This window comes from Aeromonas sp. MR19 (genome assembly GCF_963899305.1).
GTDB lineage: Bacteria > Pseudomonadota > Gammaproteobacteria > Enterobacterales > Aeromonadaceae > Aeromonas > Aeromonas bestiarum.
In genome coordinates this window covers 101,438-115,851 of record NZ_CAWQWZ010000032.1, presented here as the reverse complement: position 1 = coordinate 115,851, position 14,414 = coordinate 101,438, and the positions used below count along the sequence as shown (strand labels likewise).

Here is a 14,414-nt window from a genome sequence, read left to right as displayed (position 1 = left end):
ATGGACCAATCCGGCTACGAACCAGATGGGCTCATCCTGCCGCGTGAAACAGAGCACGCCCCGCCATTGGCGGGGCGTACTTTTTCATCAGGCCGGCAGCGTCTCGGCCGGTTGGCGGGCCAGCGCCAGCTGATACCTGTGTTCGGCCAGCTCCAGCTCGCGGCGCGCCTCGTTCACCTTGCCTTCGGCGCCCTTCACCGCCGCCGTCAGCTGGTTGTAGCGATCCCAGCTGCCGTTGTACTCGGCCACCTCAGCGTTAAAGCGCTGGCTGATCTCGTTGGACTGACGGATCAGGGCATTGTTTTCATCGTGCAGCTGATCGATGCGGGTGCTCAGGCTCGCCTGGATGGCGCGGATCCGGCGATACTCGTCCGGGCTGTAGCTGCCGTTGTAGCTGTTGTGTTCCTGCACCAGCCGGTTGATCTCCTGCACCGTCTGCCTGTTGCGCTGGTTCAGGACTCTCAACTCGCGATCGTAGCGATCAAAGTTGGCCTTGAGCGCCTGCTGCCGATCCTGCAGCGCGGTACTGGCTGTCACTTGCTGGCGGTAGTGGGCCTGGGCCGTCGCCAGATCCTGACGACGCGCCTCGAGCGAGTGTTCCAGCTCGCCCAGATCCGGCATCGCCTCCGTCACCATGGTGGGGTAGAAGCTGGCGATCTGGGGCGTGGTGACCCGCAGCGCCCGCACCGCATCGGCACCGTTGGCCTGATCCCTGTGATCCACGCCGCAGGGCTGCCCCTTGCAGACCAGATCCGGGCTGGAGAACTTGTACTCATGGCTGTAGACCCCGAAGCTGGAGGGATAGGCCATCACGGTGGCGAAGGAGCCCTGCACCCCGTGCCCCAGCGCATAGTGGTAGGTGCCGCCCGTACCATCCTGCAGCCGGGAGTGGTTGAGCCCCATGTTGTGGCCCAGCTCGTGTGCCAGCACGACGTCGCCACAGCCGGTGGCGGTGACATGGCTGAACATGTTGCCGGCTTCCTTGGAAACATCCCCGTCGGCATACGCCTTGCGACCATCGGCATAGGTGGCTGAACCGCCCACCCAGGCCAGCCCGCAACTGCCGTGGTCACCCGTGTTGGGCCGCATCAGCACCACCATGTCGGCGCCATAGCGGGTACGCAGGGTCGGCACCGCCTTGAAGGCCTGGTCGCTCTGATGGGTCACCGCATTAAGCGCGGATTCGTCCGTGCCGCCATCCGGATAGTTCACCTGCTGGCTGTGCACGGCCCGCACCGTCAGATCCAGGCCGCTGGCGGCATAGATCTGGTTGGTGACGTTGATCATGTGCTGGATCCGGGTCTGGGCATCCCCCTGATAACGGGCCGCCAGCCCGGGGCTGTGCAGCACCATCAGATCTATGGTTTCCGCCAGCACGGGCGTGGCGCCGAGCAGACCCGCGATCATGATCCCCAAGGTTGTTTTCTGCATGTGATTTTCCTTCTTCTGTTGTTATTGATGAGTCGGGATCAGGGCGTCGCTGCCGCCATGACCCAGATCCAGTGGCGGGTTCTTGTAAACCCAGCCCTTGCCCCCCAGGGTCTCGACGGAGTAACTGCCTTGCGGCGTGCCGATGAACCCGAAGATGGCTTGCTTGCCGACGGTGAAATTGACCGGATAGCTGTCACCGTCGACCCGTATCTCGCCCTGCCAGTTGCGCTCCCCGCCCCGCTGCAGCTCCACCCTGGTCACTCTGGCCTCCAGCGTGCTGCCGTCCGGCAGCGGCAGGGTCACGCTGTCGCCGACCTGAGCCTGTCCAAGCTCGCCGCCCTGCAGGGCGATCGGCTGGGGCTGTTCGACCCCCTCGCCGGGCTCCGCCAGCGGAAAGTCGGCATCCACCTCGGCCGCCTGCCAGGGAGCATCCAGCAGCTGGCTGCCGTCCTCACGCAGCCGGCCCGGCTTGGCGGCTGCTTCTGCCGGCGCAGGCTTGATCTCGGGTGTCGGCATCACGGCAAGCTGAGCCGGCTCTATCTGCCCGGGGGAGTCCGCCAACGGCTCGCCGCTGTGGCCGGCTTCCAGGTCCGGCGCCGCCGGCTGCGGCCACAGGTACCCGCCGATCACCCCGGCCAAGAGGGCGAGCAATCCCAGCCCAAGCCCCCACTTCGCTCTCTTCATACTGATACTCCAGTCAAAAACAATCCTTATAAAACAATGAATTGCATTCAAAGTGAGCGGGCATGCTAGAAACCGGCGGGCAGGCTGACACCCCCCTATATGGGGCGTCGAAAAATGGGAGGTAGACGTTCACACCCTCTGGGCGAGTCGCTGAAACCAGTGCTGGCGGGGGCTGAGAAAGGGTTCGAATGATGCTTTTTTGGCACATGAAAATGGCCCCAAAAAGGACTGGCATGATGCCATTCACCCCATATGGGTTAAGCAGATTTGGCTGTACCGGGGGGCGGACGACGGCGTACCCTGATGGCATCAATCAGGTCAAGGATGTTGAATGAAGGCTTCACAGACAAAGGCGCCAGCACTGGGCTGGCTGCTGATTTCACTGCTGGCGGCGCCGCTGGCCGCCGCCCCCCTGACGCTGCAGGGTGAGACGCAAAGTTACCGCATAGATCCCGACACCCTGGCCATTTCGGTCAACAAGATCCCGGTCAGCACCGGCCAGCCAGCCCGCCAGGTCGACCAGTTGCAGCAGGGCGAGCAGCAGGCAAGCTGGCACTGGCCCGCCCAGGACGCCAGGGTGGAGGTCAAGCTGGACGGCAATGACTTGCTGCTGACACTGGTCAGCGACAGTCCCCGTCAGCTGGCCTGGTACAGCCTGCCGAAAAACCAGACCCACCTGTCGCTGGCCTTTGGTGAGGGCAGCCGCTTCTCTGTACGCGACAGCGACTGGCTCGGCTATGTCGGCGATGAGCTGGCCGAGCTCAACACCCACTACGACCTCAAGCTGCCGCTCTGGAGCCAGGACGCGGGCAAGCAGACCTACAGCTGGATCCTGCAGACGCCTTATGACAACCAGCTCAGCTTCACCCGCAAGGGGGGCCGGCTGCAGCTGAGTGCCCGCCACGAATTCAGCAGCTTCAACCAGCAGGCCCCCATGGTGGTGCGACTGAGCGTGGGGGATGACTGGCTGGCCGGCGCCCGCCGCTACCGGGAGTGGCTGCAGGGCGAAGGCGCCTGGCAGTCCCTGGCCGACAAGTTTGCCCGCATTCCGGCCGGTCGGCGGCTGATCGGCGCCAGCCATGTCTATCTGTGGGGCGATGCCCTGCTCGATCGGCAGGATGTGACGGATTGGCCCGGCCTGCAGGCCAAACTCCGGCAAAAGCCTGAGTGGCTGCAAGACTTTCACGCCGAGGAGCGGGAGGCGCTGGCCGCCAAGGCGCCCGAGCCCTGGCAGCAGGCCCTGATCATGGCCGGCCTAAACCGGCTGATTGCCAGCCAGCTGCCGCTGCCCGCCCAGCAGGGCCCCCTGGCCCAGAGCAAGGTGCTGGCCCTGCGCCAGCAGTGGGTCAAGGGCCGATTCGGCGAGCAGCTGGTGGCGCAGGAGCGCTGGGGCCAGGGGCTGTCGCTGCCTGTGGTCGAGGCGTTGCAACAGGCGGGGCTGCGCAAGCTCTGGCTCGGCACACCGCAATGGACGGCAGCCCTGCAGCAGGGTTATGCCCTCACCGACGCCCAGCGCCAGGGCTATCTGGTGGGCAGCTATGACGCCTACGATACCGCCATCCCCCCCGGCAGCAACGACAGCTGGCTCACCGCCCAGCTGCCGATCGAGATCGGCAAGCGCTGCGCCATCGTCGAGGCCAATGGCAAGCCCAAGCCGGGCTTCGGCGGCGAGGGGGTCTACCTCAACCCGGGCTGCACCCTGCCGTTTGCCAAGAGCCGCATGAGCGAGCTGGCCAAGGCCAGCGGCATCAACAGCCTGTTCCTCGACGTGGACGGCACCGCCATGGCCTCCAACGATTACAACCCGGCCCACCAGCAGGGCAGTCAGGCCATGATCGCCGACCGCAACGCCCGCATGAGCTGGGTGGGGGAGCGGCTCGGGCTGGTGCTGGGTTCGGAGGATGGCAACGCCCTCACCAGCAAGCCGCTGATGTTTGCCCACGGCATCCAGAGCTGGGGCTTCGGCTGGGAGGATGCCGCCATGCGCAAGCAGGCCAAGTCTCCCTACTACCTCGGCAAGTGGTGGCCGGACGAGGCGCCGCAGGTCTTCTTCCAGCCAGCCCGGCTCAAGCCGCGCTACCTGAAGACGGTGTTCAACCCGGCGGATCGGCTGCCTCTCTACCAGGCGGTGTTCCACGACTCTGTGCTCAACAGCCACCACTGGCTGCTGGACAACCTCAAGTTCCCGGGCATCAAGGAGGATCGCGCCCTGCTCGGCCTGCTCTACAACACGCCGCCCCTGGTCAACCTGAGCCGCAGCACCCTGGACAGTCGCCTGCCGGAGCTGGTGAGGCTCAACAGCCAGTTTGCCCCGCTGCACGAGGCGCTGTGGGACAAGGCGCTGGTGGGGTTTCGCTGGCGGGACGGGGTGGGCCGGGTGCAGGAGACCCGCTTCTCGGACGGCAGCCGGCTGGTGGCCAACTTCAGCCACAGCAGCATGATGATCGATGGCCACAAGCTGCCGGGCAGGCAGCTGCTGGTCGCCCTCAAGGGCAAGCCGGTGACCCTGCTGAAGATGTAACGAACCCGCTCGTCATATAAAGAGAGAGCCCTGCCAATTGGCAGGGCTCTCTTGCAGGCGGGGTTTCCTAACCCAGGGTGGCGGGCTCGGCCTCGCCATGGCGCCGGATCCAGGCCTCGAAATCGGCCAGCATGGCCGCCTCCGACTGGCTGTTGTCGGCAACCAGCAGATCCCCGTGCACCACCCGGATGCGGGCATTGAGCGGCGTGCCCTCGCCTGCCGGCGGCCGCTGCTGCGCCGCTGTCATGCAGGCTTCGGCTTGCGCCCAGGCGTCAGCCACGCTCAGGTTGCATGCCCGTGCTAGCGGCGCGGCACTGAAGCCCTCGCCGGTGAGGCTCTGCAGCGTCTGGTCGTGGGTCATGCCGTTGCCCGGACCCCAGTAGTGGGCGGCCAGATCCGGCCCGATGCGCGGGTTGTCGGTGAGATAGCCATCACGTCTGAGGAAGTAGGCGCGGGTCTGCTCCACCGCCATCAGCGCCAGCAGATAGCCGTGGTAGGCACAGGCCGACTCCTGATTGAGGAGGTGCGGGATGGCCAGCAGCGGGCGCGGGCTCTCTGTCCCCAGGATCTTGCGCTCCCACTGGCGGGCCAGCGCCAGCACGGCGGCCGGGGTGCGATCGCCATCGGCCATGGCGTAGAGATCCCGCTCGAAGTAGGAGACCAGGGCAATTTGGCGCTCGTTGAAGGCACGAAACGGCTGGCGCGCCTCTATCATGGCCTTGATGAGCGAATCGGGGATCGCCTCCCCCGCGGCGTTTCTGGCATAGCGCTTGAGCCAGTCGGCATCGTCCAGCAGGCTGTCGCAGAACATGGACTGGGTTTCGGCATAGGCCATGGAGGTAGGCGGAAACTCCTGGGAGAAGCAGGGGGCGTTGCCGGTCACGTTGGCAAAGTGGGCGGCGTGGCCCCCCTCGTGGAACAGGGTGTTGAGGCCGCTCCAGCCGCTGCCGACCTGAGCCGGATCCGCCAGGCTGGTGAAGTTGACCACGGCGGGCACCCACTGGCCCTCCTGCCAGAAGCTCGGCACCGGACCGTGGCAGAAGCCGTTCTCGTATTTCCCCTCCCGGGTCAGCAGATCCAGGGTGAGGGTCGCGTCCCGGTACTGGATGCCGAGCCGGCGGAAGCTCTCGACCCAGTCCTTCAGCGCCCGTGAAAACGGCACATAAGGGTCGAGCTGGCGGGTCACGTCGCCGCTCACGCTGTAGCGCAGGTTGTGGGGCAGCAGGGCCGTCTCCCCCTTGGCCACCTTGAGTTCCGCCAGGCTCTGGTGCACCCGCTGTTCGGTACGGGCGATGAAGTCATCGAGCACGGCGAACAGCTGCGCCGGGCTCATCTGCTCGTTCTTGCGCACCTTGTAATCGAAGTAGTCCCGATAGCCCATGGCGCGGGCGAAGCGGTTGCGAAGCCGAACTATCTCCAGATAGCCGTTGTCGACCACCCACTGCTCCAGGGTATGGAACATGGCGAGCGCGCTCTGGCGCACCGCTTCATCGGCGCTGGCGGCCAGTGCCGTGCTGGCGGCGGGCAGGCTGCCAGCCACCTGGCGGCCCTGCTCGTCCAGTAACGTCAGCTTCAGCTCCCGGCGACGGGCGAACAGCGCCGCCTCGGCGGCCACCAGCTCGTCCATCAAGGCCGCGGCCTGAGGATCCTCGATGACGTTGCATTCGAAGAAGGCGATCCAGCCCCCCAGACCCCGCTTGAGCTCAGTCTCCTCGGCCAGGGCCTGCATCTCCCGCAGTACCGGCAGGCGCGCAGGATCGGCACAGAAGGCCTTGTAGGCCTGCTCGGCGGCGGTGAAGCCGGCCTGATCGTCGCTGGTGCCCATGTAGGTGGACCAGAACAGGTCCTCCTTGCGCCTGTGTACCTGCAGGTAGTCGGCGTTGAGCTGGTTCAAGTAATTCCTGGCAATGGAACTCATAAATTCCCTCTTGTTATGGGGCTGCCCCTGGGGCGCCCACTCCTTTTTTGGTGAAATGCCAACTCATTCACATTTTCTGCAAATTGTACGGCAAATGGTGCGCCGGGATGCGCACGACCACGCTACCAAAAGCGAGGGTTTCTGTCTGCTGGCTATACTGGTTGTCAAAATACTCAATTAGCGTTTAGTGACCACAAGTTATTGAAAGTTAATTAAATGTTAATAATGAAATAATCAGGGCCATCGTCATGACTGGCCACCACCAGACCCGCACGGGAAAGAAGGAAGAGATTATGTTCAAGCTCGGTGATATCGCCGTGAGCCGCAAATTGATGCTGCTGCTCTCACTGGCACTGGTCGGATTCATCGCACTGCTGCTCATCTCGGCCAGTGCCTTGAATCGCAATCTGATGAGTGAGCGGGAGGCACGGCTGCAGGCCGTGCTGGATCTCGCCATGAGCCGGATCCAGGCCCTCGCTACCACACTGCCCGCCCCCCAGGCCCAGGCCGAAGCCAAGGCCATGCTCAACAGCATGCGCTTCGATGGTGACAACTATTTGTTCGTGATCGATGAGACCCGCCACGTGGTGGTGCACCCCACCAAGCCTGAGCTCGTCGGTCAGCAGATGGGAGAGAGTGGCGCAACCGCCGGGGCGCACTGGCAACGCATGGTGGATCTTGGCAAGGGGGGCCAGCATGGCCGGCTGGAATATCAATGGATTACCCCCACGGGTGAGGCGGCCCAGAAGATGTCGCTGGTGGCGGGCTACCAGCCCTGGGGCTGGATCCTGGGCTCCGGCGTGCTGCTGCAGGACATAGAGGCCACCATCTGGTCCCAGTACCAGCTGATGGGGGGCGCCACCCTGCTGGTGATCCTGCTGATGGGGCTGCTGGGGTTTGCCATCAGCCGCTCCATCGTCAATCCGCTGGCCGAGATCAAGCGCGCCATGCAGCAGGTGGCGGCCGGGGATCTGGTGGTCAGCATACCGATACACGGCAAGGATGAGCTGGGGGTCGTCGCCACCTGCACCAACCAGGGGCTAGATGCCATTCGCCATGCCCTGCTGGAGGCCAGCCAGGGTGCCCGCAACGTGGCGGATGCCGCCCTGCGCATCGCCGCCTCCGCCGAACAGACCAATCAGGCGGTCAACAGCCAGCGGGATCAGCTGGCTCAGCTCGCCACCGCCATGAACGAGATGAGCGCGACCATCTCGGATGTGGCGGGCCACGCGGAAAATACCGCCCGCGATACCCAGGATGCCACCAGCGAGGCCGGGCTCGGCAACCGGGACGTGCATGCCAGCGTGCACGGCATACAGGCGCTGGCCACCGAGGTGGAGCAGGCCACGCTGCAGGTCAATCAGCTCAAGGAGGGGGTGATGCAGATCAGCGAGGTGACCGCCGTCATCAGCGCCATCTCGGAGCAGACCAACCTGCTGGCCCTCAACGCCGCCATAGAGGCGGCCCGCGCCGGAGAGCAGGGACGCGGGTTTGCCGTGGTGGCCGACGAGGTGCGCCAGCTGGCCAGTCGCACCCGCCAGTCCACCGAGGAGATCCAGAGCACCATAGCCCAGCTGCAACAGCGGGCCGTCACCGCCGCCAGCGCCATGGATGCCAGCCGCAAGCTGGCGGAGAGCAGCGTCAGCCAGTCGGAGAAGGCGGGGCAGGATCTCTCCCTCATCGCCAACCACATCCAGCACGTGAGTGACATGGCGACCCAGATAGCCACAGCCGCCGAACAGCAGAGCATGGTGGCCGAGGACATGAACCGCAACGTCAGCGGCATCAACGACTCGGCGCTGGAGATGTCTCAATCCGCCTCGCAACTGGCCCGGGAGAGCGAGCTGCTGGCCGGCTTATCCCGCAGCCTGGACGAGCGGCTGGCGGTGTTCAAGCTCGGCAGCGCCATCGACCAGCAGCTGGAACAGCGGCTGGCACCGCTGCATCGGCAGAACCATCAGGCCGAACGCCCCCGTGCTCGCCACTGATCCGTCCCGCCCTGTCGCAACGACCATTCCTGCCAGCCAAGCTGGCAGGAATTTTTTATTGATAAAAAATGTCATATTTTTGCATTTTATCGACGTAATTAACGATATTAGGCAAGGGGCGCAGATTAAATATACATTTAAAAACATTAAGTTAAGTGTTTGCTCTACTCCGATGAGGTCAGGCTGCAAACATTTACACTTAATTATTTAATCAAAACTAGTCATGATGGTGTCGTCGTCAAACGCGACACCATGACCCTTTATGTAGTCATTTGGCAAACTGGTTGAAAGGCCAGGACGCAAAGCCTCCGGTCTAAAGACACGTCGTCCAGGATAGCGGGGTTGCCACACGCAAGTGTGTATCGGGGAACTCCCCTGCCAACTTGACTGCCCACATCTATCGAACAGAGGAATGTATGGCAGCAAAAATCCAACTCAATCACGTCGCGGCGGCGCTCGCGCTGCTGGCCAGCGGCGGCGTGCTCGCCCACGGCTACATCAGTCAGCCCGAGAGTCGCAACTACCTGTGCAAGACCGGCGGCAACAGCCAGTGTGGCGCTGTGCAGTATGAGCCCCAGAGTCTGGAGGCGCCGTCCGGCTTCCCCAAAGACGGCCCCGCCGACGGTCAGATAGCCTCGGCCGGTCACCCGCAGTTCGGTGAGCTCGACGTTCAGACCAGCGATCGCTGGACCAAGCGCCAGGTGCAGGCCGGGCCCTTTGCTATCAGCTGGAACTTCACCGCCAACCACGTGACCCGCAACTGGCGTTACTACCTCACCAAGCAGGATTGGAACCCGAACCAGCCGCTGACCCGCGCCGCCTTCGATCTGAACCCCTTCTGCGTCATCGACGGGGGCATGGTACAACCGCCCAAACAGGTCACCCATAACTGCACCCTGCCGGCACGCACCGGTTATCAGCTGATCCTCGGCGTGTGGGAAGTGGGCGATACCAGCAACAGCTTCTACAACCTGATCGATGCCAAGTTCGATGGTGGCACCCAGCCGCCGCTGAACTGGAGCCAGGGCGGGACCATCTACCCCTCCACCGATCTGGTGGCCGGCGACAAGGCCAAGACCCGGGTGTTCGACGCCAACGGCGAGCGCACCGATCTGCAGACCGAGCTGACCATCACCACCACGGAGCAGGGCCAGAAGAATAACTGGGCCCACGATCTGGCGGCCAAGATCAACGCCGAGCAGAGCCAGATCCGCGCCGGCCAGCAGGGCACCGACGGCCAGTTCAACCTCGTCTACGGCCAGAACCCCGTTTACCTGAAGGCAGGCAGCAACCTGCAACGGGTCGAGGTCCAGCTCGAGCAGCAGCAACCTCCGGTGAGCGACAGCATCAGCGTGAGCGGCCTGGAGAGTGAATACCTGCTCGACAACGGCAAGGTCACCCTGAACTTCAGCGTCACCGCCCAGGGGGATCTCGCCGTCACCAACACCCTGTATGACCATGGCGGCGCCGCCAAGGGCCAGACCAGTGCCGACATCAAAGACAGCAGCCAGAGCTTCACCATGCCGCTGACCGGGCTCAGCGCCGGTCATCATCAGCTGGTGATCGAAGGCAAGCCGAAGGCGGGTGGTGCCTCCCTGCAGCAAACGCTGGATCTGATGCTCAAGGATCCGTCCGGTGGCGACTACCAGTTCAGCTTCCCGGAGGGACTCAAGTCCTACACCAACGGCACCAAGGTGCTGCAGCCCAAGAACGGCAAGATCTACCAGTGCAAGCCCTTCCCCTACAGTGGCTGGTGCACCATCTGGTCGAGCACCGCCACCCAGTATGAGCCCGGCGTGGGTTCCAACTGGCAGGATGCCTGGACCCAAGTGAACTGAACCCGCAACACCTGAGCAGAAGAGGCCCGAGCGGCCTCTTTTTTTGCGCCTGTTATCCAGGATCCCGCTGCCCTGGGCACCGCGAGATCCCCCATCGGACCAACACTATGACGAAAAACTACTATGACCCTCTGAGTCGCCTGCTGCACTGGCTGATGGCTGTCGTCATTCTCTACGCCACCCTGGCCGGTTACCTGATGCACCTGGTGATCGACAGCCACCCTCGGCTGTTTCAGTTTCTGTCGGTGCTGAACATGTCGATGGCCACCCTGATCACCCCGCTCTTCCTGCTGCGCTGGGGCTGGCAACATCTGAGGCATCCGCTGCCCGAGAACGGCGCCGACCATCATAATGGGTGGGTCAAGCTGGCCCATGCCCTGCTCTACGGGCTGATGTTCGCCGTGCTGCTGAGCGGTTTCCTGATGCTGGAGCGGGGTTATCCCCTGTTCTGGCTCTACCCGATAACCAACCCCATCAACACTCCCGAGATCAACCGCTTCTTCTTCGACGTTCATCGCCTCGCTTGCCTGTCGCTGGCCACCCTGGTCATGCTGCACGTAGTCGCGGCCCTGTATCACCACAGGATCAAGGGCGATCGCACCCTCTACCGCATGCTGGGGCCCCACACCGGCAAATAGGCAGAGGCGGCTTTCCATCGATAGGCAGATAAAAAACAGGGAGCCCATGGGCTCCCTGTTTTTTATCTCGCAGCAGGACTCAGATCTGGAAGTCGAGGGCCGGCTCGCCGCCCATGGCGCGAGCCTGGATGTCTGCCAGCGCCAGCTCGGGGTTGCAGAGCTGAATGAACTGCCAGGCGAAGTTGTGCTGGAACTGCCCCTGCTTGAGGCCGATCCAGGCGGTGTGCGGCGCAAACAGCCGGCTGCCGTCGAGCTGCACCAGCCCCTTGTCGCGCTGGGTGTCGAACGCCATGTCCGCCAGTATGCCGACCCCCATCTCCAGTTCGACATAGGTCTTGATGACGTCGGAATCCTGGGCGGTCAGCAGGATCTGCGGCGCTATTCCCGCCTCGGCAAACGCCTCATCCACCCGTGCCCGTCCGGTTAGTCCGGCCTGATAGGTGATGATGGGCCAGTTCGCCAGCGCAGCCAGGGTCAGCTCCCGTTCGGCGGTGAGGGGATGCTGCTCGGGCACCACTATGTTGTGGTGCCAGCGGTAGTAGGGAAACGCCACCACGCCTTCGCTCTTGTCGAGCTGCTCGCTGCTGATGCCGATATCCACCTCGCCGGTCTGCACCAGCCGCACTATCTCCTCCGGGCTGCCCTGGCGCAGCTCCAGCTGCACCTGCGGGAACTGCTCGCGAAACGCCTTCACCACCCTCGGCAGGGCGTAACGGGCCTGGGTGTGAGTGGTCGCCACCAGCAGCCGGCCCGACTCGCGGTTGGCAAAGGTGCTGGCCAGCTTGCGGATGTTGTTGGCGTCGTTGAGGATGCGCTCGGCGATCACCAGCAACTCCTTGCCCGGCTCCGTCATGCCGAGCAGCCGTTTGCCGTAGCGGATGAACAGCTCTATCCCCAGCTCCTCTTCCAGCTCGCGGATATGGCGGCTGACCCCGGACTGGGAAGTGAACAGGGCATTGGCGACCTCGGTCAGGTTGTAATCCCGCCGAGCCGCCTCCCGAATAATACGTAACTGCTGAAAATTCACGTCATCGCCTCCTGCGCTGACTGGCCGGTCGGGGGTTACCCGCCGCCGTTTTCTTGTTATCTGCCTGGCCGGACTCCTCATCGAGTCCGGCAACGGCCTGACACCCTTGTATCCCAGGCGGGCTCACTCCGCCATCCTATCTGTTCATTTCAAGCGGCGATGGCCGTCAGATCTGGTAGTCCGGATAGAGTTGAGCCTGTTTGGCGACCAGTCGCACCCCCTGCCCCGGCGTGAAGGCTTTGGCCGCCTCCTTGCTCAGTTCGGCCTCGAAGTGTGCACCGTTTGTATCCCCATTGCCACGCAGTTCCACCCGGATGCGCGGCCCCATGGGCAACAGACGGGTGATGGTGGCGCTGATCCCGCCGGGCGCATCCGCCGGCAGTATCTCCAGCTCGTGGGGGCGCACATAGGCGATGGCCGCACTGCCCTGAGCCAGCTGATGGGAGCTGATGGGACCGCCCAGCAGCTGCTCGCCGATGCCAAAGCCCTGCTCCGCCACCCGGCCGCGAAACAGGTTCACGCTGCCGAGGAAACTGTGGACGAAGGAGCTGGCGGGATGGTCATAGACCTCGGCCGGGGTGCCTATCTGCTCGACCCGGCCGGCGTTCATCAGCACCACCCGATCCGCCACCTCCAGCGCCTCCTCCTGATCGTGGGTCACGAACAGGCTGGTGACGTGCAGCTCGTCGTGCAATTCGCGCAGCCAGCGGCGCAGCTCCTTGCGCACCTGGGCATCGAGGGCGCCGAAAGGCTCGTCCAGCAGCAGCACCTTGGGCTGCACCGCCAGGGCACGGGCCAGGGCGACCCGCTGGCGCTGGCCACCGGAGAGCTGGGTCGGATAGCGCTCGGCCACGTGGCTGAGCTGCACCAGATCCAGCAGCTCCTTGACCCGGGCGCGGATGGTCGCCTCGGCCGGACGCTCGCTGCGCGGCTTGACCCGCAGGCCGAACGCCACGTTCTCGAACACCGTCATGTGGCGAAACAGGGCGTAGTGCTGGAACACGAAGCCGACGTTGCGCTCGCGCACGTGCAGATCCGAGGCATCTTCCCCGCGGATGATGACGCTACCGCTGTCGGCCTGCTCCAGCCCGGCGATGATCCGCAGCAAGGTGGTCTTGCCGCAGCCGGAGGGGCCGAGCAGGGCCACCAGCTCGCCGTCGTGAAAGTCGAGGTTGATGTCGGCCAGGGCCGCGTACTGATTGAAATGCTTGTTGAGTTGTTGAACCTGAATGCTCATGGCTGCCTCTCTGAACCGTTAAATCGGGATGGATGGAGTCTCCGAGCTGGCCAGTCCGTACGGCCGGTCCTGCTCGCCATCACCCCCCAATCCATATCAATGGGGTATCCGGATCGGGCTGACCGCGCAGCCAGATCCGTGTCGCAATAACATCAATGGGACTTGGTGGGCTGCCCACGCAGCCGGGCCAGCAAGGTTTCTCCCAGCAGGGTGAAGATCCCGAACAGCGCCAGGAGGCTGGCCACCGCGAAGGCGGCGCCGGTCTGGTACTCGTTGTAGAGGATCTCTATGTGCAGCGGCAGGGTGTTGGTCTGACCGCGAATATGGCCGGAGACCACGGAGACGGCACCAAACTCCCCAACGGCCCGGGCGGTACAGAGCAGCAGGCCATACATCAGACTCCAGCGGATGCCTGGCAAGGTGACCCGCCAGAACATCTGCAAACCGCTCGCCCCCAGCATGATGGCGGCTTCTTCCTCTTCCGGGCCGCGCGCCTCCATCTGGGGCAGCAGCTCGCGCACCACGAAGGGCACGGTAATGAAGGTGGTCGCCAAAATGATGCCGGGTGTGGCGAAGATGACCTTGATGTCGTGCTCGCTCAGCCAGTCGCCAAACCAGCCGCGGCTGCCGAACATCAGCACGAACATCAGGCCCGCGATCACCGGCGAGACCGAGAACGGCAGATCTATGATGGTGATGAGCAGTTGCCGGCCGGGGAAGCGGAAGCGGGCTATGGCCCAGGCCGCCGCTATCCCGAACAGCAGGTTGAGGGGCACAGCGCAGAGCGTGACCAGGGCGGTCAGCCCGAGCGCACTCAGGGCATCCGGCTCGCTGATGGCGTGCCAGAAGAAGGCCAGCCCGGGTCTCAGCGCCTGAATGAAGACGGTGGCCAGCGGCAGCAGCAGCAGGGCGGCAAACCAGCCCAGCCCGAGGGAGATCAGCAGCCACTTGACCCAGACGGGTTCACGGGTCACCGGGGGATGGCGAACCGGGGTGGCCTGTGCCACGTCGAGGGCAAGGTCCAGGCTTGAATGTGAGGCGTTCATATGCGGCTCCCTCCGATACGGGCCCAGCTCCAGGCCTGCAGCACTTGGCTGATCGGCAATAACATCATGCTCCTGCACCGTTCAGA

The 14,414-nt window shown here is 64.0% G+C and carries 10 protein-coding genes and 1 riboswitch; of the genes, 4 read left to right on the top strand and 6 right to left on the bottom strand.

Translation table 11 applies throughout. The features are described 5' to 3' along the window. Window positions 1-87: 87 nt before the first annotated feature. Together AACQ95_RS14965 and AACQ95_RS14960 are read right to left on the bottom strand one after the other, a co-directional pair. Window positions 88-1,431 (bottom strand): M12 family metallo-peptidase, encoded by a 1,344-nt coding sequence (locus tag AACQ95_RS14965; protein ID WP_241278919.1) that lies wholly within the window; start codon window positions 1,429-1,431, stop codon window positions 88-90. A 21-nt stretch (window positions 1,432-1,452) separates the two neighbouring features. Next, window positions 1,453-2,115, bottom strand: a complete 663-nt coding sequence (locus tag AACQ95_RS14960) for a hypothetical protein (protein WP_241278918.1) — start codon at window positions 2,113-2,115, stop codon at window positions 1,453-1,455. A 331-nt stretch (window positions 2,116-2,446) separates the two neighbouring features. Between AACQ95_RS14960 and AACQ95_RS14955 the strand changes: the two genes are divergently transcribed. Then, complete coding sequence (locus tag AACQ95_RS14955; protein WP_241278917.1) at window positions 2,447-4,636, top strand: glycoside hydrolase; 2,190 nt, start codon at window positions 2,447-2,449, stop codon at window positions 4,634-4,636. Window positions 4,637-4,703: 67 nt separating this feature from the next. Here AACQ95_RS14955 and AACQ95_RS14950 read toward each other — a convergent pair whose 3' ends face one another. Then, a complete protein-coding gene (locus AACQ95_RS14950; RefSeq protein WP_241278916.1) occupies window positions 4,704-6,554 on the bottom strand; it encodes a M3 family metallopeptidase in 1,851 nt (616 codons plus the stop codon). 293 nt (window positions 6,555-6,847) lie between these two features. Between AACQ95_RS14950 and AACQ95_RS14945 the strand changes: the two genes are divergently transcribed. From AACQ95_RS14945 to AACQ95_RS14935, 3 genes are all read left to right on the top strand, one after another. Continuing rightward, a complete protein-coding gene (locus AACQ95_RS14945; protein ID WP_241278915.1) occupies window positions 6,848-8,542 on the top strand; it encodes a methyl-accepting chemotaxis protein in 1,695 nt (564 codons plus the stop codon). Window positions 8,543-8,806: 264 nt separating this feature from the next. Beyond that, window positions 8,807-8,892, top strand: a riboswitch (cyclic di-GMP riboswitch). 66 nt (window positions 8,893-8,958) lie between these two features. Next, window positions 8,959-10,380, top strand: coding sequence for an N-acetylglucosamine-binding protein GbpA (gene gbpA / locus AACQ95_RS14940; RefSeq protein ID WP_241278914.1), 1,422 nt, complete (start codon window positions 8,959-8,961; stop codon window positions 10,378-10,380). A 107-nt stretch (window positions 10,381-10,487) separates the two neighbouring features. After that, window positions 10,488-11,018, top strand: a complete 531-nt coding sequence (locus tag AACQ95_RS14935; protein ID WP_241278913.1) for a cytochrome b — start codon at window positions 10,488-10,490, stop codon at window positions 11,016-11,018. A gap of 79 nt (window positions 11,019-11,097) precedes the next feature. Here the strand turns inward: AACQ95_RS14935 and cbl are convergent, their stop codons facing one another. The 3 genes from cbl to cysW form a co-directional block, all read right to left on the bottom strand. Beyond that, on the bottom strand, window positions 11,098-12,045 hold the full coding sequence (gene cbl, locus AACQ95_RS14930) for an HTH-type transcriptional regulator Cbl (protein WP_043557468.1): 948 nt from the start codon (window positions 12,043-12,045) through the stop codon (window positions 11,098-11,100). A 166-nt stretch (window positions 12,046-12,211) separates the two neighbouring features. After that, window positions 12,212-13,282, bottom strand: a complete 1,071-nt coding sequence (locus AACQ95_RS14925; protein ID WP_043141048.1) for a sulfate/molybdate ABC transporter ATP-binding protein — start codon at window positions 13,280-13,282, stop codon at window positions 12,212-12,214. A 152-nt stretch (window positions 13,283-13,434) separates the two neighbouring features. Continuing rightward, window positions 13,435-14,328, bottom strand: coding sequence for a sulfate ABC transporter permease subunit CysW (cysW, locus tag AACQ95_RS14920; RefSeq protein ID WP_241278912.1), 894 nt, complete (start codon window positions 14,326-14,328; stop codon window positions 13,435-13,437). Window positions 14,329-14,414 lie beyond the last annotated feature (86 nt).